Here is a 24,991-nt window from a genome sequence, read left to right as displayed (position 1 = left end):
CACACCCACGGGACGACACGACGACGATGACCACAGCCTTCACCGCGGAGACCTCGCGAGCGCTCGACGGACCCGACTGGCTGGCGCAGCGCCGCGCGGCGGCCTTCGAGCGTCTCGCCGGCGTGGAGTGGCCGACGTCGTCGGAGGAGGTGTGGCGCTACTCCCGCATCGACTCCTTCGACCTCGACCGGTACCGCCCCACGCCCTACGACGAGATCGGCCCGCCCGGCGACGAGAAGGCACCCGGTGGCGGGCCCGTCGCGGCCGAGGCCGGCGAGCATGCGGGTCTCGTGGTCGCGCGCGACGGGCGTGTCGTGCACCACGAGGTCGACCCGCAGCTCGAGGCGAAGGGTGTGCGGATCTGCGAGCTCGCAACCTGCGAGGAGGCCGACGTCGCCGACGTGCTCGGGCGTGCCGCCGACGAGTCGCCCGACGCCTTCACGACGCTGCACGACGCGTTCCTCGCCGGCGGCGCCTTCATCCGCGTTCCCGCCGGCGTGGTCGTGGAGCGCCCGATCGTCGTCCTCCACTGGTCCGACGGTGACGGGCTCGCCAGCTTCCCCCACACCGTGGTCGACGCCCAGGAGAGCTCCGAGGTCACCGTTCTGGACCGCTTCTCGTCGGCCGACACCGACCACCTCGTGGACGCCGTCGTGGAGCTCCTCCTCGGCGACGGCGCGGTCGTCCGCTACCTCTCCATCCAGGACCACGGACCCCGCACGTGGCACATCGGGTTCCAGCGGGCCCACCTGGGTCGCGACGCCGACCTGTCGTCGTCGGCCGTGGCGCTCGGCGGCGACTACGCGCGCCTGCGCAGCGAGACGTTCCTCGCCGGTCAGGGCGCCAACAGCGACCAGCTCGCCGTCTACTTCGGTGACGGGACGCAGATGCTCGACTTCCGCACGCTCCAGGACCACGACGCGCCGCGCACCACGAGCAACCTCCTCTTCAAGGGTGCCGTCGAGGACGACGCCCGCTCGGTCTACTCCGGCCTCGTGCGCCTCCGACCCGACGCCCAGAAGGCCGTGGCACACCAGACCAACCGCAACCTCGTGCTCACCGACGGCGCCGGTGCCGAGTCGATTCCCAATCTCGAGATCGAGGCTGACGAGGTCCAGTGCACCCACGCCAGCGCCGTCGGCCCCATCGACGAAGAGCAGCTCTACTACCTCGAGAGCCGCGGCGTGCGTCCCTCCGACGCGCAGCGGCTCATTGTTCTGGGCTTCTTCGACGACGTCTTCAACCGGCTCCCCGTGCCGTCGCTCGTCGACACGTTGCGGAGGTCGGTCCACGAAAAGGTGGGGCACCTCGATGGCTGAGAGTGCACACGACGACGAGTTCCGTGTGTGCGGCATCGACGACGTCGAGCCGGGCTCGGCGCTACGTGTCGACACCGAGGGACTGCGGCTCGCCGTGGTGCGCATCGGCGACGACTGGTACGTCGTGGGTGACCGCTGCTCCCACGAGGACTACTCGCTGTCGGAGGGCTTCGTGGAGGAGGACGACTGCGAGATCGAGTGCCCGAAGCACGGATCGGCCTTCGACCTGAGGACGGGCGACGTCAGGACGCTCCCGGCGACCCAGCCGATCCCGACCTACGACGTGCGGGTCGACGGCAGCGACGTGCTCGTACGGCCCGTACCGGCGAACGGAGTGGAGCCACAATGAGTGAGCTGCGGATCACCGGTCTCCACGCCACCGTCGGTGGCCACGAGATCCTGCGCGGTGTCGACCTCACGGTCGCATCGGGTGAGGTCCACGCGCTCATGGGCCCCAACGGGTCGGGGAAGTCGACCCTGTCACACGTCCTGATGGGCCACGCCGACTACGACGTCACGGCGGGCTCGGTCACCCTCGACGGTGAGGAACTGCTGGGACGCCCCACGTGGGAGAGGGCACGTGCCGGCCTGTTCCTGGCGATGCAGTACCCCACCGAAGTCCCCGGCGTGTCGCTCGAGGACTTTCTCGATGCCGCTACGAGCGACGGTGAGGTGGCCGGCCAGGGAGCGAACGGGTCGGCCGGTCTGGCCGAGCGCATCACCGCCGAGGCCGATCGACTCCACGTGGCCGAGGAGTTCCTCGCACGCGGCGTCAACGTCGAGTTCTCAGGCGGGGAGAAGAAGCGAAACGAGACGCTCCAACTCGCCGTGCTCGAGCCGAAGATCGCCGTCCTCGACGAGATCGACTCGGGTCTCGACGTCGACGCACTCCGCGACATCTCACGGCGGGTCGAGGCCATGACGAACGAGAGCGATCTCGGGGTGCTGGCCATCACCCACTACGCCCGCCTCTTGGCCGAGCTGCGTCCCGACCGTGTGCACATCCTCATGGCCGGGCGCATCGTCGCGAGCGGCGGTCCCGAGCTGGCCGATCAGCTCGAGTCCTCGGGCTACGAGGGGCTGGCGACCGAGCTGGGCGTCGAGGAGCTCTCCGTGACCGGCCCCGTCGAGCGCACCACCGACGAAGATCCCTTCGGCGACCCAACGGCCGGTGCCCTCCCGTTCGAGGACTGACGGGCCACGGCCGGGAGCCTGGTGGGGCGGCCGGCTGTGCGCGATCTCACGCATGCGCCGGAGGTTTTCTCCTCCGGGGTGTCGAGATCTGTGGCGTGGCTCCGTCCCACGAGTACGGAGCGACCACGAGGGTCGCCACCAGCGAGAGGAGCCCCACGATGGCCACGTACCTGCTGCTCAAGCACTACCGAGGCGCACCACAGGCGGTCAACGACGTGCCGATGGACCAGTGGACCCCGGACGAGGTCGACGCCCACGTCCGGTACATGGACGACTTCGCTGCGAAGCTCGAGAGGAGCGGTGAGTACGTCGACAGCCAGGCCCTCTCGTCCGAGGGGATGTGGGTTCGCCACGACGGCGCGAACAAGGCACCGGTGACCGACGGCCCCTTCGCGGAGACCAAGGATCTGATCGCCGGGTGGATGGTCATCGACGTTGACAGCGAGGAGAGGGCGATCGAGCTCGCCGGCGAGCTGTCGGCGGCGCCGGGAGCCGGTGGCGAGCCGGTCCACGAGTGGCTCGAGGTGCGGCCGTTCCTGACCCAGCCCGAGAACGCCACGGACTGAGCGTCCGGAGCCGTCATGGGCCACGACGTCGACGAGGAGCTGCTGCGTGACCTGCTGCCCGGTGTGCTGGGCACACTCGTGCGTCGCGGTGCCGACTTCGCCACGGCCGAGGACGCCGTCCAGGAGGCCGTGGTCACGGCGCTGACCGCATGGGCTGACGACCCGCCACGTGACCCGAGGGGTTGGCTGGTCACGACTGCCTGGCACGCGTTCATCGACATCGTCCGATCGGACAGCGCGCGTCGCGACCGGGAGCAGCGCGTGGCGGCCGAGCCTCCACCCGGTCCGGCCGAGCACGTCGACGAGACGCTCGCGATGTACGCGCTGTGCGCCCACCCGTCGCTCACACCGTCGTCAGCGATCGCTCTGACGCTGCGAGCCGTCGGCGGCCTCACGACGAAGCAGATCGCCGAGGCGTATCTCGTCCCGGAGGCGACCATGGCGCAGCGCATCAGCCGAGCCAAGCACACGGTGGGCGAGGTCGGGCTCCAGGAGCCGGGCGACCTCGGTGCCGTCATGCACACGCTCTACCTGGTCTTCAACCAGGGACACTCCGGCGACGTCGACCTGGCAGCCGAGGCGATCCGGCTGTCGCGCCGGCTCTCGACGGTCGTCGACGAGCCGGAGGTGCGTGGTCTGCTCGCATTGATGCTTCTCCACCACGCCCGCCGTCGGGCGCGCTTCGGGCCCGGAGGCCGCCTGATCCCCCTCGCCGACCAGGACCGCGGGCTGTGGGACCGCGCCTCGATCGCGGACGGTGTGGCCGTGCTCCGGGCAGCCCTGGCTCTCGATCAGCTCGGCCCCTACCAGGCGGAGGCGGCCATCGCCGCGCTGCACGCGGATGCACGCTGTTTCGAAGACACCGACTGGGAGCAGATCGTGGAGTGGTACGACGAGCTCGTGGCGTTCGGGGACAACGCCGTGGTGCAGCTCAATCGTGCGGTGGCGGTCGGCGAGGCCGACGGGGCGGGGGCCGGACTCGCAGCGCTCGCCGAGGTCGATCCCTCTGTCCCGCGATGGACCGCCGTCGCCGCACACCTCCACGAGCGCAACAACGACCTGGAGGAAGCTGCCGCGCTGTACGCGCAGGCCGCACGCGACGCACCCAGCCTCGCCGAACGCGCGCACCAGGCCCGTCAGGCCGCCCGCGTCAACGCCCTGCTCCGGGCCTAGGGACGCGGAGTGTGTGCGCCGAACCGGGCGGGGAGCGGCTCCCCCTCCGAGCAGAGCGCACGCCACAACGCGGTGTAGCTCGGGTACGTCATCGTGTCGTCGACGTAGCCGGCACGAACGAGCTCGGCGTGGAAGCGGGGGAGGTTCCGCCAGGGGATCCCCATGTCGACATGGTGCGCGAGGTGCCAGCCGGTGTTCCACGGCACGAGCCAGAACCGCGCCGGCCACGTCTGGCGGACGTTGTGTGTCGTGATGCGACGGTCGTCGCTCGGGCCCAGGCCACCGTGCTCGCCGAGGGCCCGCAGCCTGTTGGCGACGCGCCAGCCCGTCATCCACGGCCCGAGCCACAGCACCGGGTAGACGAACCAGAGCCCCGTCGTCCACCACATGAGCGCCCAGAGGGCGAGCTGGACCCCGATGATCGGAAGGCTCACCTCACGGCCGGGTCCCCTGATCGCCGACCGGAACAGGGGCGCGAGGTTCTTCCAGCCGGAGATCCCGGCGGCATCGCGGAGTAGGCGGCGCCGGAGAGCCGACGGCGGGCCGGGGTAGCCCGAGTAGAACTCCACGTCGGGCTCGTCGGGACCGAACTCCTCCCTGTGGTGCGCGAAGTGGGCCGAACGGTAGAGGCCGATCGGCACGAACGCGGGGTAGGCGATGAGCCACTTCCCGATCCCGTCGTTGACCCGGCTGTTGGAGAACAGGAGCCTGTGGGCAGCCTCGTGCATGAGGATGGCGAGACGGACGTGAACGGGAACCATCAGCACGAAGGCGATCACGAAACCGACGGGTCCCCACCACACGGCGAGGGTGACCAGTCCCGCGACCGAGGCCCACGTGATCGCGACGCTCAGCGCGTTGCGGACGTTCGCGATGCGACGGAGCTCGTCGCGGATCTCGCGACGTGCCATGCCGTTGGGAAGGAGGCGCTCGGTCGGCAGGACATCGGGGAGGCGTTGCGGATCGAGCAGCATCGTCGGCTGCGCATCGCTCGGTACCGAACCGGTCACGGTGCCGACACTAGGCCGTGCTGTCCGGGGGCTGAGGTTGCAGGTCCCTCCCTTGAGGGGCCTGGGAGGGCGTCCCGGCAAGGTGGTATCCGATCGGATACCATATGGCCATGCGGGCATCGACACTCATCCGCCGGGCCCGTCGCCGGGCCGGGTTGTCGTTACGGGACCTGGCGAGACGGGCAGGAACGTCCCACGCCACCGTGTCGGCCTACGAGGCAGGGCGCAAGATCCCCACCGTTGCGACGCTCGATCGCCTCGTCCGTGCCTGCGGGCTCCGACTCCGCGCCGAGATCACGCCGGATCCCGCGGGGCCGGACCCCGAGCAACGCGGCCGGGAACTCGCGCAGGTACTCGCGCTCGCCGAGAAGTTCCCGGCCCGACACGCGATCGACATCGAATACCCACCGTTCGGCATGAGCCATTAGATGGGGTGAGCTCGACGACGGCATGAGCCTCGAACAGAAGATCCTCGCCATCCACCGGTCACTCGACGCGGCCGCCGTTCCGCACGCCTTCGGGGGGGCGCTGGCGCTGGCCTGGTGCACCGAACGTGCCCGGGGGACGATCGACATCGACCTCAACGTGTTCTCCGGTGTCGACGACGCGCCGCGGACGCTCGCCGCGTTGCCGCACGGGGTGTCGTGGTCCGACGACGACGTGGAGCGCCTCGTCCGGGACGGTCAGGTCCGCCTCTGGTGGGGCGCAACGCCGGTCGATCTCTTCATGAGCACGACGGAATTCCACGACGAGGTAGGTAAGAGGTCGCGTCGGGAGCCCTTCGGGGGAGCCGACGTGCCCTTCCTCGACTGCACCGATCTCGCTGTGTTCAAGGCGTTCTTCGACAGGACGCGCGACTGGGCCGATCTCGAGGACATGACGGCCGCAGGGACTCTCGACATCGACCGGACGATCGGAGTGCTCGTTCGCTACCTCGGAACCGACGACGCCCGCATCGTGCGTCTGCGCTCACTGGCCGACGTCACCCCGCCCGCGCCTGACAACCCACCTGAGGGTTCCGGCAGGGAGACGAGCTAGGCGGGCTCGGGCTCGGGCTCCTCGGCGAGGAGCTGCGCGAGCTCGTCCTGTTCGAGGGCGGCGCCGCGCAGATCGAGGAGGACGTCGACGATCTCGGAGGCCTGCACCATGCCGCGCGCACTGAAGCGCTCGAGCGCCTCGTCGATGAGCTTCGTCAGGTCGGTCGGCTGATCCATCAGCTCGTCCTCTCCGCCGGCTGCCCGGCCCCGTCGTCGGCCACCCACCACGCTACACGCAGGCTGGAATGTCGGACCCTCATGTTTCGGGCGTCTCGTCCAGGCCCTGTTCCAGGGTGTTCCAGGCGAGGGTGGCGCACTTGATGCGCACGGGGAACTTCACGACTCCCTGGAGCGCCTCGAGGTCGCCGAGCTGCACACCTTCGAGGTCGTCGGCGGCTCCGTCGCCGTCGCTGTCACCCTCGAGCTTCGACTCGTGGATCGACATCAGGGCCTTGAAGGCCCGGATGAGGCGGCGGGCCTCATCGACCGATCTACCCTTCACGGCGGCGCTCATCATGGACGACGACGCCTGCGAGATCGAGCAGCCCTGACCGGCCACGAGGAGGTCGGCGATCGTCCCGCTCTCGTCGATCTCGAAGGTGAGCACCACCTCGTCGCCACAGAGCGGGTTGAAGCCCTCCGAGCGCGATGCGGGCGGAGACGGGAGCTCGCCACGGTTCCGCGGCGCGCGGTAGTGGTCGAGGATGATCTCTCGGTAGAGGTCTTCGAGACCGGGCATGGTGGGTGGCTCTCCTCGTCGGTGGGACGATCCTAGAGGGCGAAGAACTTCTCGGCGCGGGTCAATCCCTCCACGAGGGCGTCGGCGTCGGCTTCGTCGTTGTAGAGGTAGAACGACGCCCGGGTCGTGGCCGGCACGCCGAGATCGCGCATGAGCGGCTTGGCGCAGTGGTGGCCGGCCCGCACGGCGACGGCGTCCTCGTCGAGGACCTGCGACACATCGTGGGCGTGGATGTCCCGGAGCAGGAAGGAGATCACGCCGCCGCGGATCGACAGGTCGCTCGGGCCGTAGAGGGTGATGCGATCGTCGAAGCACTCCTTCAGGGCGTGCAGGGCGTAGCCGGTGAGCTCGATCTCGTGACGGCGGATCGCGTCGAGCCCCACGGCGTCGAGGTAGTCGATGGCCGCCTCGAGGCCCACGGCCTCGGCGATCGGTGGTGTGCCGGCCTCGAACTTCCAGGGCACGTCGTTGGTGGTGAAGCCCTCGACGGTGACGTCACGGATCATCTCACCGCCGCCGAGGAAGGGTGGCATCTCCTCGAGCAGGCTGGAGCGTGCCCACAGGCCGCCGATCCCGGTGGGCCCGAGCATCTTGTGGCCGGTCCAGCCGACGAAGTCGGCGTCCCAGGCCGTGACGTCGACCTCCACGTGGGGGACCGCCTGGGCGGCGTCGACGGCGATGAGGGCGTCGGCGGCGTGCGCGGCGTCGGCGAGCGGGCGGATGTCGTTGATGGTGCCGAGCACGTTGGACAGCGCCGTGACCGACAGGAGCTTGGCGCCGGCGAGAAGCTGCGGGAGCGTCTCGAGGTCGAGCCGACCGTCGTCTGTGAGGGGGATCCAGCGCAGCTCGATGCCGCGCTCGGCGGCGAGCATCTGCCACGGAACCACGTTGGCGTGGTGCTCCATGAGGCTGAGCACCACGGCGTCGCCCTCGCGCAGGTTGGCGCGCCCCCACGACTGGGCCACGAGGTTCATGGCTTCGGTGACGTTCTTCGTGAACACGATTTCCGATGCCGACGGGGCGTGGAGGAAGCGTGCGACCCGGGCGCGTGCCGACTCGAAGGCGGCGGTTGCCTCCTCGGCCAGCGTGTAGACGCCCCGGTGCACGTTTGCGTTGGTGCTGCGGTAGTAGGAGTTGACGGCCTCGATCACCGACGTGGGCTTCTGCGAGGTCGCGGCGGAGTCGAGGTAGACGAGCCGGCTGCCGTGGAACTCGCGTTCGAGAACCGGGAAGTCGCGACGGATCTCGGCGACGTCGAGGCTCACGCGCCCACGCCCGCGTCCGTCCGGAAGGCGTCGAAGCCGGCCTCCTCGAGTCGTTCCGCCAACTCGGGACCGCCCGACTCCACGATGCGGCCGTCGAGGAGGATGTGGACTGCGTCGGGGGTGAGGTGCTCGAGGATGCGTCGGTAGTGCGTGATGAGCAGGATGCCCAGGTCGGGACGGTCGGTGCGCACCTCGGTGATGCCCTCCGACACGACGCGCAGAGCGTCGATGTCGAGACCCGAGTCGGTCTCGTCGAGCACGGCGACGTCGGGCTCCATCATCGCCATCTGGAGGATCTCGTTGCGCTTCTTCTCGCCGCCCGAGAAGCCCTCGTTGAGGTAGCGGTCCTGGAAGCTGTCGTCCATCCCGAGTCGCTTGGTCCACTCCATGAGGCCCATGCGCACCTCGAGCACCGACATGTCGATGCCCTTGCGTGCGGAGAGGGCCTGTCGCAGGAAGTTGAGCACGCTCACACCGGGAATCTCCTCGGGGTGCTGGAACCCGAGAAACATCCCCCGCGCCGCCCGCTCGTCGGTGGACAGAGCGGTGACGTCCTCGCCCTTGAAGAGGATGCGCCCGCGTGTGATCTCGTAGGAGGGGTTGCCGAGCAGGGTGTTGGCGAGCGTCGACTTCCCCGAGCCGTTGGGGCCCATGAGGGCGTGGACCTCGCCGACGGGCAGGGCGAGCGACAGACCCTGCAGGATCGCGTCGGCGTCGTCGGTGGTGTCGGCCACACGCACGTGGAGGTCGTCGAGGAGCAGAAGGGGCTCGGGGGTCGTCACGGGGCTCATCGTAATTCCACTATGGCCGTAGTGTAAATTTTGAGGCGTCCCTCAGGCTCGGATAGCGCGCTCCAGGGACGCTTCAAACGACGGCGGTCTGGTCGGCCTCCTCGAGGGAGCTGCGAAGCGCCTGGTAGATGGCCTCGGGGGTGAGCACCCCGACGAACTCGTCACCGTCGACCACGGCCACCCATCCGTAGTCGGTGAGCAGCATCCGGGCGAGGGCGTTCTCGAGGAAGTCGTCGACCGACACCCAGGCCTCGACCCGTTCGGTGTGATCGCCGACCGTCCCGCTCCCGTCGGCGTTGGCGGCGCGCACGTGACCACGGAGCCGGGTGTCGCCGTTGACGACCGCCACCCATCCCGCGCCCTGCGCGTCCATCACGCGCCGCGCCTCCTCCAAAGAGTCGGTGGGCTGCACCGTCGGCGGGTGCTCGAGGCAGTCGAGGTCGATCGGGGTGACCTTGAGGCGTTTCAGCGCGCGGTCGCGCCCCACGAAGTCGGCGACCATGTCGTTCGCCGGATTCCCGAGGATCGCCGCGGGCGTGTCGTACTGGGCCAGGGTGCCGCCGACGTCGAGGATGGCGATACGGTCCCCCATCTTCACGGCCTCCTCGACGTCGTGGGTCACGAACACGACCGTCTTGTGGAGCTCGCTCTGGAGCCGGAGGAACTCGTCCTGGAGGCGCTCCCGCGTGACCGGGTCGATCGCACCGAAGGGCTCGTCCATCAAGAGGACGGGAGGATCGGCGGCCAGCGCGCGGGCCACGCCGACGCGCTGGCGTTGCCCACCCGACAGCTGCGCGGGGTACCGGTCGGCGTACGTGTCGGGGTCGAGCCCGATCAGGCCCAGGAGTTCGTGGACCCGCGACTGTGTGTCGGAGCGCGACCAGCCGAGGAGCCGGGGGACCGTCCCCACGTTCGCTGCGATGGTCTGGTGGGGGAAGAGCCCGATCTGCTGGATGACATAGCCGACGTGGCGACGGAGCTCGACGGGATTCGCCGTCGTCACGTCGTCGTTGCCGAGGAAGATCTTCCCGCCGGTGGGCTCGATGATCCGGTTGACCATCTTGAGCGTCGTGGTCTTGCCGCAGCCCGACGGGCCGACGAGGACCGTGGTCTCGCCGGTGGGCACCTCGAGGGAGAGGTCGTCGACCGCGAGGTGGCCGTTGGGGTAGCGCTTGGAGACCGACTCGAGCCGGATCATGGAGGAGGTTCTCGCTCCGATCGGAGACCCGAAACGGTACCATCGGCGCCGGATCCCCGGGCATGAGCCCGAGAAGCTGTCCCGTCGACCGCAGAGGCCGTGTGTCCTCTCTCCACCTCGCCACCGACATCAACGATCGCTGGTTCTGGTGGCCTTACGTCGACCGCAACACCGACCTGATCTGGGAGAAGTTCACCGAGCACGCCCAACTCACGCTCCTCGCGGTGGGAATCGGGATCCTCATCGCACTGCCCCTGAGCCTGCTCGCGACGCGGTTCCGATGGCTCTACCCGACATCGATCGCCGTCGGCGCCGTGCTCTACACGATCCCGTCGATCGCGCTCATCGCGTTCCTCATTCCGATCACCGGGCTGTCCACCACGACAGTCGTCATCCCGCTGGCGAGCTACACGATCCTGATCCTGGTCCGGAACTTCGTGACCGGTCTCGACGGTGTGTCGCCCGAGGTGAAGGAGGCGGCGCGGGGGATGGGCTACCCCCCGCTTCGCCAGACGGTGCGCGTGGAGCTACCGCTCGCGCTCCCGGTGTTCTTCGCCGGTATCCGCATCGCGACGGTCACGATCATCGGGCTCGTGCCCATCGCGGCGATCATCGGCAAGGGCGGCTTCGGAGCCCTCATGAACGCCGGATTCCAGCGGGGATTCCGCACCCCGATCACGGTCGGCATCGTGCTCACCGTGGCGTTCGCCGTCACCGCCGACCTCGTGATCCTGCTGATCCAGCGACTCGTGACACCGTGGACCCGGCGGGAGGCCACCTGAGATGGGCCTGGCCGGCGACGTCTACGCCTTTCTCACCGACCCGGCCAACTGGTCGGGCGATGAGGGGATCCCCACCCTGTTTTTCGAGCACCTCCAGATCAGCTTCTGGTCGATGGTGGTGGCGGCGGCGATCGCCCTGCCGATCGGCGTGCTCGTGGGGCACGCCCGCAAGGGCGGTGTGGTCGCCGTCAACCTGGCGAACATCGGCCGGGCGATTCCGAGTTTCGGGTTGCTGCTGCTCATGGTGATCTGGATCGGCAACAAGCCGCAGCCGTTCCCGCTGAGCCTCCCGGGCAACCTGCCCGTGTCGCTCGTGCTCATCGCGCTGGCGGTTCCACCGATGCTCACCAACGCCTACGTGGCGATCGCCGAGATCGACCCCGAGGTCCGGGAGGCCGGGCGCGGGATGGGCCTGAACGGCCGCCAGATGCTCACGCAGGTGGAGCTCCCGATGGGCGTGCCGCTCATCATGGCGGGCGTGCGCATCTCCGCCGTGGCTGTCGTGGCGACAGCCACGATCGCGGCCTTCGTGGGGTTCGGAGGCTTCGGGCGCTACATCATCGACGGCTTCAAGCAGGCCGACGGCGACGCCAAGCTCTGGGCCGGCGCGCTCCTCGTGGGTGTGTTCGCGCTCGCGGTGGAGGGGCTCCTCGCGTTGGTGCAGCGTTGGCTCACCCCGAAGGGTCTCCGGGTTGGTAGCCACGGCCCCCTCGTGGCCATGGCCGAGGGTGACGAGCCAGCGGCGGCGTCGGGGACCGGACCCGACGCCGAGTCGCGCGCCGCGGGCGACACGGTCCTGTAGTAGACCGGAGGAGTCCCGCGATCGCGGGGCAACTCGAATCGGGTGACGTGTCTGTCGCGCGCCCGGCCGGAAAGGGGCGCCAGATGTTCAGGAAGAAGCAGAGACTCCGCCGCAGTGGGCTCGCACTCGGCGCGATGGCCATGTCGATCGCTCTCCTCGTCGCCGCGTGCGACAGCGACGACAGCAGCAGTGACGACACCAACAGGGACTCGGGCAGCAGCGAGTCCATGGGTGATCTCACGATCGGGTCGAAGGACTTCACCGGTGCGTTGATCCTCGGGCAGGTGTACGGCCAGGCGCTCGAGTCCGACGGCTACAACATCACCTACCAGGAGAACCTCGGCGGTACCGAGATCATCTACCCGGCGCTCACGTCGGGTGAGATCGACCTCTACCCCGAGTTCCAGGGCACGGTGCTGGCCACGTCGTTCGAGGGGACGCCGACATCGGACGCCGACGAGACCAACGCTGCGCTGGCCGACGCGGCCGCGGCCGACAACGTCGTGGTCACCGAGCCGGCGCCCGCCGTCGACGTGAACGGCTTCTACATGACCGAGGAGCGCGCCAAGGAGTTGGGCGTCGAGACGCTCTCCGACCTGGCGGAGGTGTCGGGCGATCTCACCCTGGGCGGACCGCCCGAGTGTGAGGAGCGCGAGCCGTGCCTTCTCGGGCTCGAGAGCGTCTACGGCATCGAGTTCGCCAATGTCGAGAAGCTCGACGTGGGCGGGCCGATCACGGCGCAGAACCTCACCGACGGCGTGATCGACGTCGGTGTGCTGTTCACCGGCTCGAGCATCATCCCCGATGGTGTCGTGCTCCTGGAGGACGACAAGGGTCTCCAGGGCGCCGACAACCCGGTGGTCCTCGTGCGTCAGGAGGTCGACACCGACGAGCTGAACACGCGGCTCAACGAGGTCTCGGCGGCGCTCACCACCGAGGAGTACAACCAGATGAACGAAGAAGTAGCGGAGGAGCAGAAGGAGCCCTCCGAGGTCGCCACGGCGTTCCTCGAGCGCAACGGGCTCATCTGACCCATCGGAGCATCCGACACGGTTCTGGTGCGAAAGAGTGACGGCCGGGGGCTTGCCCCCGGCCGTTGCGCGTTCCGTAGCGAACAGCGGCGCTACCAGCCCCGGTCGACCCACTCCTGGAGGTGGGGGCGCTCGGTGCCGATCGTGGTGTCGAGCCCGTGGCCGGGCAGCACCAGCAGGTTCGGGTCGAGGGTGAACAGCCGCCGGTCGATCGACGTGATGATCTCGTCGAAGTCGCCACCCTCGAGGTCGGTCCTTCCCGGCCCGCCGGGGAACAGCGTGTCGCCCGAGAAGACAAGAGGCGTCTCCTCGAGACGGAAGGACAGGGATCCCGGGGTGTGGCCCGGCGTGTGCAGGGTCGTGAGGCGCAGGTCACCGACCGCGATCTCGTCGGTGTCGTCGATCGTGAAGTCGTAGGCGGGCAGCATCGCGGCGTCGTCGGGCGCGATGCCCACGTCGATGCCGGCGTCGCGCATGGCCGTCACGGCCTGGATGTGGTCCCAGTGCCCGTGCGTGGTGAGCACGCGGCGCACGCCGGTCGCACGGGCCACGTCGAGGAGCAGCTCGTGCTCGTTGGCGGCGTCGATGATCACCGCTTCACCGGTTCGGCGACACCTTACGACGAACACGTTGTTCTCGAAGGGGCCGACGACGAGCTTGTCGACGCGGACGGTGGAGTCCTCGTAGTGCGCGGGTCTCATTCGGTCTGCAGCGTATCGGCATAGGATCCGGTGCGGCCCACGACCAGCCGGAAGGTGGCTCGGTGCAGAGGAGACGATCGTCGGTCGGCGGAGCGGCGTTCGTCGGTACGGGGCTGCTCGTCGTCGGTTGCAGCCTCGTCGGCATCCAGCAGGCGCAGCGCCTCGGTGACGAGACTGCCGTCTCGGTGACGCTCACCTCGGCCATGGTCGTGGCGGCCGCCGTGGCTGCGGTGACCCTCGCCGAGCTCGCCGCTACGTTCGAGAACGACGCCCTCGCCTGGATGGCATGGGGTTTCGGTGTCGCCGCCGGGGCCCTCGCGCTGATCTCGCTGACCTTTCCCGCCTACGCGGAGGGAGGCGGCCTCCTCGGCTCCTCGCGCGCCGCCCACGGGCTCGTGGCCGTCGGCGCGCGGACGGTTCTCCCGCTCTTTGCACTTCTCGCCGTGCTGGTACCCCACGCGACCGGCGTCCGCCGGGCCCTCGGCGCCGGTTTCACCGCCGCGTTCCTCCTCGTGATCCTGGTCGTGCCCAGCGGGGACCTCCTCGTCGACGCCGACGGCGACTTCAGCGTTCTCGCGCGGGTTCTCCTCGGTCTCCCGGTGCTCCTCTTCGCCGCCGCCACCGTCGCCTGGGCGGTTCGGCGCCCCCCCGTGATCCGACCCGTGGCGTGGTGGATCGGCATCGGGCTCCTCGTCGGGCTCTGGGCCTCGGTGGAGTGGGTGTTCGTCGACGGGGACTTGACCGCCGCATGGTGGGGCGCGCAACTGGCCACAGCGGCCGTGGTGGTCGTTCCGGCCGCCGGCATGCTCGCCGCTGTGCTGTCGATGTCGCGCTCGGCGCGGGTGGGCGAGCGGCAACTGCGGAGGAAGCTCGACACCGAGACGGCACCGGGAGTCGATCCTGCCGCCCGTGGGCGGCAGGACAGACCCGTGGTCGCCGCAGCCGACGTGGATCGCGTCTTCGACACCGACACTCCGTGGCTCGCCTACCAGCCGATCGTCGATCTGTCGAACGGTGACACCTACGCCGTCGAGGCGTTGTCGCGCTTCGACCTCCCACCCGATCGTCCACCCGATGAGTGGTTCGACGAGGCGCACCGCTGTGGTCGCGGCGTGGAGCTCGAGATGCGGTCGATCCTTCGGGCGATGGCGGATCTGGATGCGCTCCCGCAGCACGTGGCACTCGCCGTCAATGCGTCGCCCGTGACACTGGCCGACCGCCGTTTCACCGCCGCCCTCGAGGCGGTCGACGTCCGTCGACTCATCGTGGAGATCACAGAACGCGAAGCGGTCGATGACTACATCGTTCTGAAGAGTGCGGTCGACGACCTGAGAGAGCGGGGGATGCGGATCTCGATCGACGACGCCGGTGCCGGTCATGCCGGCCTCCGTCACCTGGTGGGGATCGTTCCCGACATCATCAAGCTCGACATCAGCCTGACGCACAGGACCGACGACGCCGTGGTGCTGGCTCTCGTGCGGGCGCTGACCGCCTTCGCCCGTTCGGTCGGCGCCGTCGTCGTTGGCGAGGGCGTCGAGACCGACGAGCAACGCCGGCGTCTCATCGAGGCAGGCGTGGAGCTCGGCCAGGGCTTCCGACTCGGGCGCCCCCAGCGCGTGTCGGACCTCTCCCACGTGATGGGCCCAACGTGAGACACGGACGATGCGTCGGGGCCGCCGACGACTCGCCCGTGCCCGGAGTGTGAACTACCGTTCACGCTCCGGGTCGCACTGGCCCGCCGAGACGGTCGCGCCCTACAGTCAGCGGACCGATTCAACGAGGAGACACCTGTGAACTTCGCCTTTTCGGACGAGCAGGAGGAGCTGCGCCAGACGGTGCGGCGCTTCCTCGAGGACAAGTCGCCGTCGGCGGAGGTACGCCGGCTCATGGAGACCGACGAGGGCTACGACGAGGCCGTGTGGAAGCAGATGGCCCAGGAGCTCGGGCTCCAGAGCCTTCACCTCCCCGAGGCGCACGGAGGCCAGGGTTTCACCTTCGTGGAGCTCGGGATCGTCCTCGAGGAGATGGGACGGGTGCTCCTGTGCGCCCCCTACCTCTCGACGGTCGTGCTCGCCGCCAACGCGATCATGAACGCCGGCACCGACGAGCAGCAGGCCGAGTACCTCCCGGGCATTGCCTCGGGCGACACCATCGCCGCTCTGGCCTTCACCGAGCCGAACGGCAAGTGGGACGCCTCGGGCATCGAGATGGAGGCCACACCCGGCGACGGCGGGCACACCCTCACGGGCACCAAGCACTTCGTCATCGACGGTCACGTGGCGAATCTCCTCGTCGTGGCCGCGCGCACCCCGGGCTCCGAGGGCACCGACGGGATCTCGCTCTTCGCCGTCGACGGTGACGCCTCCGGGCTCAGCCGTGAGTCGCTCACCACCATGGACCAGACCCGCAAGCAGGCCAGGCTCGAGTTCTCCGGGGTCCCTGCCACGCTCCTGGGCACCGAGGGCGCCGGGTGGGACGCACTCTCGAAGACGCTCGACCAGGCCGCCGTTGCGCTGTCGAACGAGATGATCGGTGGATCGCAGTTCGTGCTCGACATGGCCGTGCAGTACGCCAAGGACCGCGTGCAGTTCGGTCGGCCCATCGGCTCCTTCCAGGCCATCAAGCACAAGTGTGCCGACATGCTCCTCGAGGTGGAGTCGGGCAAGTCGGCCGCGTACTACGCCGCCTGGGCAGCCGCCGAGGACAACGACGAGCTGCCTGTCGTCGCGAGCCTGGCGAAGGCCTACTGCTCCGACGCCTACTTCCACGCCGCGGCGGAAAACATCCAGATCCACGGCGGGATCGGCTTCACCTGGGAGCACGACGCGCACCTCTACTTCAAGCGTGCGAAGTCGTCGGAGATCCTACTGGGTGACGCCACCTACCACCGCGAGCTGCTGGCCCAGCGCATCGGGATCTGATCGACCACGCGGTCGGGTCGCGACCCCGTTAGGTTCACGTCGTGGCGATCGTCGTCGGGGCCCTGGCTGTCGGGATCATTCTCCTCATCGCGTCGGTCTTCGTCGTGCGCGAGGCGCGGCACATGGCCGCCGAGCCCCCGCCGCCGGTCTTCAACGTCGAGGAGGCCTACGACTGGGTCGTGGCGCACGTCCCCGACGACGTGGCGGGAACCCTCACCCCCGACGACGTACGTCGGATCCTCGACGTCCAGATCGAGTACTTCCGGCGCCGTGGCGTGTCGGGGAACGGCTCGTCGGGCAGCCCACCCGGATCGGTGATCGTCGGCGGCTCGGAGACCGTCGACTACATCCTCGACCGGTGCCGCGAGGCCGGCGAGGAGTTCCTACCCGAGCAGGTCCACGCCGTTGTCGACACGCAACTGGGCTACCTGCGCGCCATCGGCGCCGTCGGGCCCCGCGCCGACGACGGTCCCGACGTGGGGGGTGGCACGCCGCCCTCCGACGTCTGACGGGCACGCCGAAATCGACACGGGGGTACTTGCCGCCCGTGTTAGAAACGGAGGCACCAGAGAGGGGAGGTGGTCCGAGAGATGCATGAGAGAGTTCTTGGGACCCTGGAGGTGCGCGGCCGCTAGGCCGTTGAGCTGGACCGCCTGGCGGAGTTCGACCGCCGCACCGACGTCTCCCGGGCAGGACACGGTCCCGCCTGCACGAACACCGGGAACCGTTCCGACCAGTGAGTAGTGAACAGTGAGTAGTGAACAGAGGGAGGGGCCTCCAAGTTCCTCCCTCTGTCGCGCGGGTCCCGGTTCGCGGGATCCGGCGGTATCGTGGCCGGCGGCACACCGAGCACGGCGTGGGAGGCCCACCGTGAGCAGGCCCGTTCGTTTCGAGCACTACCGCTTTCTCGGCGACAAGCGCACGCAGGTCGTCTACGACCTCGACAATCCACCCGACGACGAGACCATCGACGAGCTCATGGAGTCGGAGCAGTTCGCGGCGTTCGGCCCCGACACACTCGTGGAGGCATCCAACCGCGGGTACACCCCCGACGCAGCCGCCCTCGCGGCGGCACGCGCCGAGGGATCCTGACGGTCAGCCGCTGACGGGTTCCAGCGCCGGGAGCGCTTCTCGCGTCCCGCTCAGGCGTGCCTCGAACGCCTCGTCCGAGAGGGCCGGTGTCGACGACAGGGTCTCCGGGTCGGCGGGAAGGCCCGGGAGGTCCACCCACGACGTGCAGCCTCCGTAATCGTCGGACCAGTCGACCACGAGGGGCTCGTGCAGGCGGTGGGCCCGCAGGGCGAGGACCCACAGCGGGTCGCGTGCCTTCCAGCGGAGCCTGCTCCCGGCGTAGTCGGGCGTCCAGATGAGCTTCGTCGTGAGTGCCTCGAGGTCCGCAGGGTCGGTGACCGTCGCCGTCGCCACGACGTCGGCCCACCCCGGCACCACGATCGGCTCCCCGGCCGGTGATCCGGGCGAGAGATCGATGCGGTGTCGGTAGGCGGGCTCGAGCAGCTCGGGCTTCTGGTGCTCGCTCGTCGGATAGAGCCAGAAGCGGTTGGCGCGCAGGTCGAAGTGCCGGCCGTCCTCGCGCAGCCCGCCCTTGCGGATGTCGACGATCTGCTCACCGGCGAGGAGAGCCGACACGATGACGGCCCACTCCTTGTAGGCGGGGGTGCTGGTGGCGGTCACCCGTTCCAGGATAATGAGGGGTTCATGGACGAGTGGATCGAGGCACGACGGGGGGAAGCTGCCGCCTTCTTCGCCGACGGAGCGTCGCCTGACGACCCCGTCCGGTTGGCCGCACACGTCGCCGCCCCCAACGGGGGGAACCACCGGGGAGCGATCGTGCTCTGCCACGGCTTTCCCGCGGGCCCCGGTGGCGCCACGTTGTCGGCGGCGACCTATCCCGAGTTCGCCGACAGGATGGCTGCGCACACGGGTTCGATGGTCCTCACGTTCAACTTCCGCGGCACCGGGACCTCGGAGGGTGAATTCTCCTTCTCGGGCTGGCGCTCCGACGTGCGCGCAGCAGTCGACGAGCTGTGCCAACGCTCGGCCATGCGGCGCGTGGCGTGCGTGGGATCGAGCCTCGGTGGAGCGGTGGTCCTCGACCATGCGGTCGACGACGACCGTGTGGCGGGCGTGGCGACCCTCGGGTGCCCGACCGGGGGTCTGTGGAGCCGGAATCCCGGTGAGTTCCTCGAGCATGCCCGTCGTGTGGGAGTCATTCGTGCCGACGACTTCCCCGAGGACAGGGGAGCGTGGTGCGACGACGCCGCGTCGCTCGACCCGGTGGTGTCGGCGGAGGCGTTGGGTGAACGCCCCCTTCTCGTCCTGCACGGCTCCGACGACGACGTGGCGCCCGTCGAGGACGCACGGGCCCTGGCGCAGGCCGGGGGATCACGCGCAGAGCTGCACATCGTGCATCAGGCCGGGCATCAGCTGCGCCACGACCCACGCGCGGTCGCCGTCCTCCTCGGCTGGCTCGAACGCCTCTAGCCGGTAGTGCGTCACTGAGGTCCGCTGGGCGGAGGTGGCCTCAAGTGGTGAGCGCGACGTCGTCGGTTTCCACATCCTCTCCTCTCGACGAGTTGTTGTCGGGGAAGTGCAGAGGAAGCGGAGGTGGGGGGGCGGCGTCAGGAAACGCGAGCGATCATTGCGGCGAGCCCGAGACCGGTGAGCATGGTCGGGAGCATCCACTTGAAGATGGATGCCTTCAGATCCTGCATCTCGCCGCGAAGCTCGAGACGGAGCGCGTCGAAGCGGAAGTCGATACGCGCTTCGAGTGCTTCCAGGTCACGCTTCGTTGCCACATCGGCCCAGCCGAGCGGGGGGAGCATCTCCATCAGCGTATCTGCGGCGAGCTCTCCCCACTGCTCGCGTGCGATCTCGTGCACGTGGTGCCGCGTGTGCTCGTCGATGGTCATGGCTCCTGCCGGACGGTGCAGCTGCTGTGAGGGAGCCAGACAGGCCGGGCTCCGAGCCTGAGGTCACCGTATGCCCGGTGTGTGACAGCTACCCCCGCCACCTGTCCGACAGATCCTGCGTCGCCTTCGGGCCGTGAGTGTCTGTCCGGTAGCGTGCCCGGGCGTGAAGGCCCTGGTTCTCTCCGGTGGGGCGGGCACACGGCTCCGCCCGATCACGCACACCAACGCCAAGCAGCTCGTCCCGCTGGCGAACAAGCCGATTCTCTTCTACGGCCTCGAGTCGATCGCCGCGGCCGGGATCGAGGAGGTCGGCATCGTCGTGGGTGCCACACACGAGGCGATCCGAGAGGCCGTCGGCACCGGTGAGGAGTTCGGGCTCCGCGTCACATACATCCCACAGGACGAGCCACGGGGCCTCGCGCACGCCGTGCTCATCGCCCGCGACTTCCTCGGCGACGAGCCGTTCGTCATGTACCTCGGCGACAACCTCATCGTGGGTGGCATCACACCGTTCGTGCAGGAATTCATCGACACCGCACCCAACGCGCTCGTCCTGCTCACCGAGGTCGACGAGCCCGAGCACTTCGGTGTCGCCGAGCTCGACGGCGACGGCCACCTCGTGCGCCTCGTCGAGAAGCCGAAGGACCCACCGAGCCAGCTGGCGCTCGTCGGCCTCTACCTCTTCGACGAGAACATCCACGAGGCGGTCCGCGCCATCGAGCCTTCCTCGCGCGGCGAGCTCGAGATCACCGACGCGATCCAGTGGCTCATCGAGTCGGGGAAGCTCGTGATGCCCCACACTCTCGAGACGCCCTGGATCGACACCGGCAAGCTCCAGGACCTGCTCGAGGCCAACCGCATCGTCCTGGAGTCGCTCGACGCCCGCTCCGACGGCACCGTCGACGCCGGATCGCGTGTGAGCGGGCGTGTCGTGATCGAGTCGGGAGCCGATGTCGTGAACAGCGAGGTGCGGGGTCCGGCCGTGATCGGCGCCGGCACGCGGCTCGTCGACTCCTACGTCGGGCCGTACTCGTCGATCGCCGCCGACTGTCTCCTCGAGCGAGCGGCCATCGAGCAGTCGGTCGTGCTCGACCGCGTGGAGATCCGCGACGTCGGGCCGATCCGTGACAGCCTCATCGGCCGTGATGCCCGCGTGGAACGTGCCGGTGCCATGCCCGGCGGCCACCGGCTCCTCATCGGCGATCACTCGGAGATCTCGGTCAGCCAGGCGTGACTGCCGCCCGGGCCTCGGCGAGGACGGCCTCCAGGGTGTCGTCCAGCGAGAACCCGGGGGCGAATCTCGTGTCGGTGACGAGTCGCGTGGGGTCGCCCACCAGTCTCGGGACCTCCACGGGGCGCACGAGCTCGGGATCGACGACGAGTTCCAGATCCGCAGCGGCGAGCGCACACAGACGCTCCGCCACCGACCGGATCGCCACCGGCGTGCCCGAGCACACGTTGTAGGCGCCGCCGGGATCACCCGTCTCGACGAGGAGCCGGTAGGCGGCCACGACGTCGCGGACATCGAGGAAGTCGCGCACGGTATCGAGGTTGCCGATCGTCAGGTGATCGCTGCCGGCCCTCTCCGCCTCGGCGATCCGTCGGGCCAGGGCCGGCACGACGAACCGGTCGGGCTGGCCGGGCCCCGTGTGGTTGAACGCCCGCACCCGCAGGGTGGAGAGCCCGTCGCCGAGGTGCGCCTGGAGCGCGAGGACGTCGGCGGCCGCCTTGCTGGCGCCGTAGGGCGTGAGGGGCCGCAGCGGTGAGTCCTCGGTGATCGGGCCGTCGTGGGCGCCGTAGGCGTCGGCGCTGGCGACCACGAGGACCCTCTCGACGCCGAGGTCGACGGCGGCGCGCAGGACCGTGAGTGTGCCCCCGGCGTTCACGCGCAGCACCTCGGCGGGCGCCGACCACGAGTCACCGATGTGGCTCAGGGCCGCGAGGTGGTAGATGGCGTCGGGTGCCCCGTTCTCGACGGCGGCGTGCACGGCGTCGGGATCCGTCACGTCGACCCCGGAGTCGACGTCGACACCGACCACGTCGTCACCGTGCGCCCGGAGGTGGTCGACGAGGTGGCGCCCGACGAAACCTCCCGCGCCGGTGACCAGGGCCTTCATGCCGAGCCCACCCGGGCGGCGGCAGCGCTGTAGGCCTCGACGTGTGCAGCCGTGGACACCGCCCAGGTGTGGGCGGCGGCGACATGCGGTCCACGCTCCCGGAGGGCCTGTTCGGTGCCTCGGTCGGTGAGGCACGTCTCGAGTGCCGCAGCCAGCCGGTCGGTTGCTCCCCGGTCGACGAGGAGTGCGGCGTCGCCCGCCACGTCGGCCATCGAGGTCCCTCGCGTGGTGACCGTCGGTGCGCCGCACGCCAACGCCTCGAGCACGGGGAGGCCGAAGCCCTCCTCCAGTGACGGGTAGGCGACAGCGGCGGCGCGGCGGTAGAGGGCCGGGAGCACGGCGTCGTCGACGTACCCGGGGCGGACGATCCTCGTGGTGAAGCCGCTGCTCCCGACGGCCCGGCGTACGGCGTTCGCACCCCAGCCGTCACCGCCGGCGAGGACGAGACGGAGATCGGGGTGCCCGGGCGCGATCCGGGCGAAGGCGTCCACGAGTGTGGGTACGTCCTTGCGGGGCTCGAGAGTGCCGGCGAAGGCCACGAAGGGTGGGTGCACGCCGATTCCTCGAAGCACCTCGAGGTCGGCGTCCTCGACGGCGGGGTCGGGGTGGAACCGGTCGTGGTCGACGCCGTGCGGGATCGTGACGACGTCGGCCGACGGGTGGACCAGGTCGCGGAGGCGTCGAGCCGTCGTCTCCGACGGCGTCACGACGACCTGGGCGCGCTCGGCCGATGCCCGGATCGCCCGGCGGAAGAAGGCCACCTTGGAGCGTTCGTGCCACTCGGGGTGGTCGAAGAACGTGAGATCGTGCACCGTGACGACCGCCGGCGGCGAGCTCCGGAACCACGGCATGGTGTAGTGGGGGCCGTGCCACACGTCGAGGCCGTCCTCGTCGGCCGCCCGCACCATCTGCTCGGCGGCGAGGCGCAATGGCCGCACGGCCGGGAGTCGGGCGTCGAGGCGCGCCGCCGGGGCGATGGTCGACCAGCGGGATGCATCGGCTCGTCGCGTGAGCAGCGTCAGGTCGATGTCGCTGCGTTCATCGAGAGCCTTCGCCAGGTTCACCGTGTAGACGCCCGCACCGACGGGTCGTTCGGGTACAGCGGAGACGTCGAGGAGGACGCGCACGCGGCGAGTCTACGAGTGGGCCGCGCGCGCGGCCTCATAGGCGCGCAGGTGGGCCGCTGCCGATCTCGCCCAGGTGAACTCGGCTGCACGCCGCCGTCCCGCCGCGGCGAGCTCCTCGCGTCGCTCGGAATCGCACAGGACATCGTCGATGGCGGCGCGCCACCCCTGCACGTCACCCGGCTCCACGAGGATCCCGGCGTCTCCGACGACCTCGGGCAGGCTCGTCGCATCCGAGGCGATGACCGGACACCCGCGGGCCATCGCCTCCAGGGCGGGAAAGCCGAAACCCTCGTAGGTGCTCGGAACGAGCGTGGCCGAGGCGCTGCGGTAGAGGGCGTCGAGGCGGTCGCGGGACACAGCGCCCAGTCGTCGGACACGTGGAGCGTCGAGGCCGGACAGTTCGCCCCAGCCGTCGGGGCCGGCGATCACGAGGTCGACGGGAGTGGCGCCCGCGAGCGACTGCACGGCCGCGGCGGCGACCTCGAAGCCCTTGCGGGGCTCCACGGTGCCGACAGCGAGCACGAAGGGCCCGTCGATGCCCGCCCGCTTCCGGACCTCGGCAACGGCGTCGGGACCTGGGAGTTCGTCGTCCACGATGTCGGCCCCGTGCGGCGCCACGTGGATCCGATCGGCGGTGAAGCCGTCGTCGATGAGCGAGCGGCGTGTGGACTCCGACGGTGAGATCACGGCGGCTGCTTCCGCGCGCGCCAGCGCGAGGCCTCGTTCGTGGAAACGCCGACCCTGTTTCGTGAAGGCGTCGGGCAGCGCCCGGAACGCCAGGTCGTGGACCGTGACCACGAGCGGTTCGGCGGGTGGAACGGCGAGGCTGGGCGCGTGGACGACATCGACGGGCGCGCCCGGAAGCGAGACGGCAGGGCGCCGGAGGCGGTGCCAGGCCTCGTAGCGCCACCGGCCGGTGGGCCGTCCCAGATCGACGAAGCCCTCCGGTGGCCGAGGCGGTGCACCCGCGGCGAACGGCACGACGCCGACGCCGGCCGTCGGCAGGGCGTCGATCAGGCACTCGACGTAGCGCCCGATCCCGCCGGGGACGGGTTGGCAGAGCTGGCCGACGTGCAGTCCGATCCTCACGCCATCTCCCCGTAGAGCTCGGCGAAGGACTCCGCTGCCGTGGCCCAGCTGTAGCGGGCGACGCGCTCGTGACCCGCGGACACGAGTGAGTCACGAAGGTCGGCGTCGCCGAGCACGCGGCGGAGCGCATCGGCGAGTGCGCCTGCATCCGTGGCGGGAACGAGGAGCGCTGCGTCGCCGAGCACCTCCGGGAGGGCCCCGGCGTCGGCCGCGACGACGGGAACGCCGTACTGCATGGCCTCGAGCGGTGGGAACCCGAAGCCCTCGTACACCGACGGGTAGGCGAAGACGTGAGCGCCCGCGAGCAGGTTGCGGCGTTGGGTGTCGGTGATCCATCCGAGTCGGATGATTCGGTCGGACGCGGCGGAGGCCGCGTGGGCAGCGTCGAACGCCGCGACCCCCCAGCCGTCGGGGCCGGCGACGACCAGGTGGACGTCGGGATCGGACGCGGCGACCTCGTCGAACGCCTCCACGAGCACGGGCATGTTCTTGCGCGGCTCGACCGTGCCGAGAGCGAGGACGTAGCGGGTGCTCCCCGCGAGCTTCCGGCCCGCGTCGGCGTCACCCTCGTGGTGCGCGTCGACCCCGGGGGCGATGCGGGCGATCTCGTCGAACACAACGCCGAAGGTGTCGGAGACCTCCTGTGCGATGAAGTCGGTCGTCGTGTGGATGCGTGCTCCCGCGTCGAGCGCGCGGCGGATCGCGTCGGGATAGCGCAGCGTGTCGGGTGTGCACATCTCCGGGTACCGGAGCGCCGTGAGGTCGTGGACCGTGACGATGGTCGGTCGGTGGACGGGGGGAGCGATCACGTTGGTGGCGTGGACGACGTCGACGGGCTCCGTCCACCGCTCGATGCGCGGGTGGCCGGTGTGCCGCCACATCCGGTGGACGAGGCGCGCCGGCAGTGGTGACGTCGACGCCCGGACCCCCCGGGGCAGGATCTGCTCGAGTCGCCGGCGCCCGCGCAGTGTGACGGCGTAGGCGGTGAGGTCGAGCGTGTGCCCCTCCGCCAACGCATCGAGAAGCCCGTGGACGAAGCGCGCGACGCCCGTGCGGACGCCGAGGAGCGCAGTGCCGTCGATGGCGACCGTGAGCACGGGACCTGCCGGAGGGGAGCGGGATGCGCCGGTCCCGGACGGGGCCGCGCCGCAGTGACAGTAACCGCCACGCCGGCCCGAGAACTACGCAATCCGGACACG

Annotated in this window: 29 protein-coding genes; 16 read left to right on the top strand and 13 right to left on the bottom strand. The window is 69.8% G+C overall.

Going from position 1 to position 24,991, the window contains the following annotated elements; translation table 11 throughout:
• The first annotated feature begins 26 nt into the window (after positions 1-26).
• The 5 genes from sufD (at position 27) to R3A49_09290 (ending at position 4,252) form a co-directional block, all read left to right on the top strand.
• The gene (sufD, locus tag R3A49_09310) at positions 27-1,319 is read left to right on the top strand and encodes a Fe-S cluster assembly protein SufD (protein ID MEZ5170929.1); all 1,293 of its coding nucleotides are present in this window, start codon (positions 27-29) and stop codon (positions 1,317-1,319) included.
• Positions 1,312-1,668 (top strand): non-heme iron oxygenase ferredoxin subunit, encoded by a 357-nt coding sequence (locus R3A49_09305; protein MEZ5170928.1) that lies wholly within the window; start codon positions 1,312-1,314, stop codon positions 1,666-1,668. The genes sufD and R3A49_09305 overlap by 8 nt, the downstream gene beginning before the upstream one ends.
• Entirely contained in the window at positions 1,665-2,513 is an 849-nt protein-coding gene (gene sufC / locus R3A49_09300) for a Fe-S cluster assembly ATPase SufC (protein MEZ5170927.1), read from the top strand. The genes R3A49_09305 and sufC (R3A49_09300) overlap by 4 nt, the downstream gene beginning before the upstream one ends.
• A gap of 158 nt (positions 2,514-2,671) precedes the next feature.
• Positions 2,672-3,079, top strand: a complete 408-nt coding sequence (locus tag R3A49_09295; GenBank protein MEZ5170926.1) for a YciI family protein — start codon at positions 2,672-2,674, stop codon at positions 3,077-3,079.
• A 15-nt stretch (positions 3,080-3,094) separates the two neighbouring features.
• Positions 3,095-4,252 (top strand): DUF6596 domain-containing protein, encoded by a 1,158-nt coding sequence (locus tag R3A49_09290; GenBank protein ID MEZ5170925.1) that lies wholly within the window; start codon positions 3,095-3,097, stop codon positions 4,250-4,252.
• Here the strand turns inward: R3A49_09290 and R3A49_09285 are convergent.
• Positions 4,249-5,262, bottom strand: coding sequence for a fatty acid desaturase (locus R3A49_09285; GenBank protein MEZ5170924.1), 1,014 nt, complete (start codon positions 5,260-5,262; stop codon positions 4,249-4,251). The two genes, R3A49_09290 and R3A49_09285, sit on opposite strands and share 4 nt — an antisense overlap.
• 110 nt (positions 5,263-5,372) lie before the next feature.
• Here R3A49_09285 and R3A49_09280 point away from each other — a divergent pair, with 110 nt between their 5' ends.
• Both R3A49_09280 and R3A49_09275 read left to right on the top strand, forming a co-directional pair.
• Positions 5,373-5,690 (top strand): helix-turn-helix transcriptional regulator, encoded by a 318-nt coding sequence (locus tag R3A49_09280; GenBank protein MEZ5170923.1) that lies wholly within the window; start codon positions 5,373-5,375, stop codon positions 5,688-5,690.
• Positions 5,691-5,712: 22 nt separating this feature from the next.
• Positions 5,713-6,300 (top strand): hypothetical protein, encoded by a 588-nt coding sequence (locus R3A49_09275; protein MEZ5170922.1) that lies wholly within the window; start codon positions 5,713-5,715, stop codon positions 6,298-6,300.
• On the opposite strand, the gene R3A49_09270 is transcribed toward R3A49_09275, so the two are convergent.
• The 5 genes from R3A49_09270 to R3A49_09250 all read right to left on the bottom strand — a co-directional run bounded on the left by R3A49_09270 (position 6,297) and on the right by R3A49_09250 (position 10,292).
• Positions 6,297-6,476: a hypothetical protein gene (locus tag R3A49_09270; protein ID MEZ5170921.1), complete on the bottom strand. Its 180-nt coding sequence runs from the start codon at positions 6,474-6,476 to the stop codon at positions 6,297-6,299. The two genes, R3A49_09275 and R3A49_09270, sit on opposite strands and share 4 nt — an antisense overlap.
• Positions 6,477-6,555: 79 nt before the next feature.
• Positions 6,556-7,038, bottom strand: coding sequence for an SUF system NifU family Fe-S cluster assembly protein (locus R3A49_09265; protein MEZ5170920.1), 483 nt, complete (start codon positions 7,036-7,038; stop codon positions 6,556-6,558).
• 32 nt (positions 7,039-7,070) lie between these two features.
• Positions 7,071-8,303 carry a cysteine desulfurase gene (locus R3A49_09260; protein ID MEZ5170919.1) on the bottom strand — a complete coding sequence of 411 codons (1,233 nt, stop codon included), beginning with the start codon at positions 8,301-8,303 and terminating at the stop codon, positions 7,071-7,073.
• Positions 8,300-9,085 carry a Fe-S cluster assembly ATPase SufC gene (gene sufC / locus R3A49_09255; GenBank protein MEZ5170918.1) on the bottom strand — a complete coding sequence of 262 codons (786 nt, stop codon included), beginning with the start codon at positions 9,083-9,085 and terminating at the stop codon, positions 8,300-8,302. Before sufC (R3A49_09255) ends, R3A49_09260 begins: the two co-directional genes overlap by 4 nt.
• 82 nt (positions 9,086-9,167) lie before the next feature.
• Positions 9,168-10,292, bottom strand: coding sequence for a betaine/proline/choline family ABC transporter ATP-binding protein (locus R3A49_09250; GenBank protein ID MEZ5170917.1), 1,125 nt, complete (start codon positions 10,290-10,292; stop codon positions 9,168-9,170).
• A 101-nt stretch (positions 10,293-10,393) separates the two neighbouring features.
• Between R3A49_09250 and R3A49_09245 the strand changes: the two genes are divergently transcribed.
• The 3 genes from R3A49_09245 to R3A49_09235 are packed head-to-tail and all read left to right on the top strand — an operon-like array spanning position 10,394 to position 12,907.
• On the top strand, positions 10,394-11,074 hold the full coding sequence (locus tag R3A49_09245) for an ABC transporter permease (protein MEZ5170916.1): 681 nt from the start codon (positions 10,394-10,396) through the stop codon (positions 11,072-11,074).
• Between the two features lies 1 nt (position 11,075).
• The gene (locus R3A49_09240; protein ID MEZ5170915.1) at positions 11,076-11,876 is read left to right on the top strand and encodes an ABC transporter permease; all 801 of its coding nucleotides are present in this window, start codon (positions 11,076-11,078) and stop codon (positions 11,874-11,876) included.
• Between the two features lie 47 nt (positions 11,877-11,923).
• Entirely contained in the window at positions 11,924-12,907 is a 984-nt protein-coding gene (locus tag R3A49_09235; GenBank protein ID MEZ5170914.1) for an ABC transporter substrate-binding protein, read from the top strand.
• Between the two features lie 92 nt (positions 12,908-12,999).
• Here the strand turns inward: R3A49_09235 and R3A49_09230 are convergent, their stop codons facing one another.
• Positions 13,000-13,608 (bottom strand): MBL fold metallo-hydrolase, encoded by a 609-nt coding sequence (locus tag R3A49_09230; GenBank protein MEZ5170913.1) that lies wholly within the window; start codon positions 13,606-13,608, stop codon positions 13,000-13,002.
• Positions 13,609-13,670: 62 nt separating this feature from the next.
• Here R3A49_09230 and R3A49_09225 point away from each other — a divergent pair, with 62 nt between their 5' ends.
• The 4 genes from R3A49_09225 to R3A49_09210 all read left to right on the top strand — a co-directional run bounded on the left by R3A49_09225 (position 13,671) and on the right by R3A49_09210 (position 17,621).
• Entirely contained in the window at positions 13,671-15,260 is a 1,590-nt protein-coding gene (locus tag R3A49_09225) for an EAL domain-containing protein (protein MEZ5170912.1), read from the top strand.
• Between the two features lie 138 nt (positions 15,261-15,398).
• Complete coding sequence (locus R3A49_09220; protein ID MEZ5170911.1) at positions 15,399-16,529, top strand: acyl-CoA dehydrogenase family protein; 1,131 nt, start codon at positions 15,399-15,401, stop codon at positions 16,527-16,529.
• 41 nt (positions 16,530-16,570) lie between these two features.
• Positions 16,571-17,038 carry a hypothetical protein gene (locus R3A49_09215; protein ID MEZ5170910.1) on the top strand — a complete coding sequence of 156 codons (468 nt, stop codon included), beginning with the start codon at positions 16,571-16,573 and terminating at the stop codon, positions 17,036-17,038.
• A gap of 361 nt (positions 17,039-17,399) precedes the next feature.
• A complete protein-coding gene (locus R3A49_09210) occupies positions 17,400-17,621 on the top strand; it encodes a hypothetical protein (GenBank protein ID MEZ5170909.1) in 222 nt (73 codons plus the stop codon).
• Positions 17,622-17,624: 3 nt separating this feature from the next.
• Here the strand turns inward: R3A49_09210 and R3A49_09205 are convergent, their stop codons facing one another.
• Positions 17,625-18,221: a DUF1802 family protein gene (locus tag R3A49_09205; protein MEZ5170908.1), complete on the bottom strand. Its 597-nt coding sequence runs from the start codon at positions 18,219-18,221 to the stop codon at positions 17,625-17,627.
• Positions 18,222-18,245: 24 nt separating this feature from the next.
• Here R3A49_09205 and R3A49_09200 point away from each other — a divergent pair, with 24 nt between their 5' ends.
• Positions 18,246-19,031: an alpha/beta fold hydrolase gene (locus R3A49_09200; GenBank protein MEZ5170907.1), complete on the top strand. Its 786-nt coding sequence runs from the start codon at positions 18,246-18,248 to the stop codon at positions 19,029-19,031.
• Positions 19,032-19,168: 137 nt separating this feature from the next.
• On the opposite strand, the gene R3A49_09195 is transcribed toward R3A49_09200, so the two are convergent.
• Complete coding sequence (locus R3A49_09195; protein MEZ5170906.1) at positions 19,169-19,459, bottom strand: hypothetical protein; 291 nt, start codon at positions 19,457-19,459, stop codon at positions 19,169-19,171.
• A gap of 163 nt (positions 19,460-19,622) precedes the next feature.
• Here R3A49_09195 and R3A49_09190 point away from each other — a divergent pair, with 163 nt between their 5' ends.
• Positions 19,623-20,693, top strand: coding sequence for a glucose-1-phosphate thymidylyltransferase (locus R3A49_09190; GenBank protein ID MEZ5170905.1), 1,071 nt, complete (start codon positions 19,623-19,625; stop codon positions 20,691-20,693).
• Here the strand turns inward: R3A49_09190 and R3A49_09185 are convergent.
• Genes R3A49_09185 through R3A49_09170 form a run of 4 tightly spaced genes read right to left on the bottom strand, consistent with a single transcriptional unit; the run spans position 20,680 to position 24,889 of the window.
• Positions 20,680-21,576 carry a GDP-mannose 4,6-dehydratase gene (locus R3A49_09185; protein ID MEZ5170904.1) on the bottom strand — a complete coding sequence of 299 codons (897 nt, stop codon included), beginning with the start codon at positions 21,574-21,576 and terminating at the stop codon, positions 20,680-20,682. The two genes, R3A49_09190 and R3A49_09185, sit on opposite strands and share 14 nt — an antisense overlap.
• Entirely contained in the window at positions 21,573-22,703 is a 1,131-nt protein-coding gene (locus R3A49_09180) for a glycosyltransferase family 1 protein (GenBank protein ID MEZ5170903.1), read from the bottom strand. Before R3A49_09180 ends, R3A49_09185 begins: the two co-directional genes overlap by 4 nt.
• 9 nt (positions 22,704-22,712) lie before the next feature.
• Complete coding sequence (locus R3A49_09175; GenBank protein MEZ5170902.1) at positions 22,713-23,792, bottom strand: glycosyltransferase family 1 protein; 1,080 nt, start codon at positions 23,790-23,792, stop codon at positions 22,713-22,715.
• Positions 23,789-24,889, bottom strand: coding sequence for a glycosyltransferase family 1 protein (locus R3A49_09170; GenBank protein ID MEZ5170901.1), 1,101 nt, complete (start codon positions 24,887-24,889; stop codon positions 23,789-23,791). Before R3A49_09170 ends, R3A49_09175 begins: the two co-directional genes overlap by 4 nt.
• Between the last annotated feature and the right edge of the window lie 102 nt (positions 24,890-24,991).

Source organism: Acidimicrobiia bacterium, assembly GCA_041394025.1.
Classification (GTDB): Bacteria; Actinomycetota; Acidimicrobiia; order IMCC26256; family JAOSJL01; genus JAOSJL01.
This window is presented reverse-complemented; position numbering and strand designations above follow the sequence as displayed.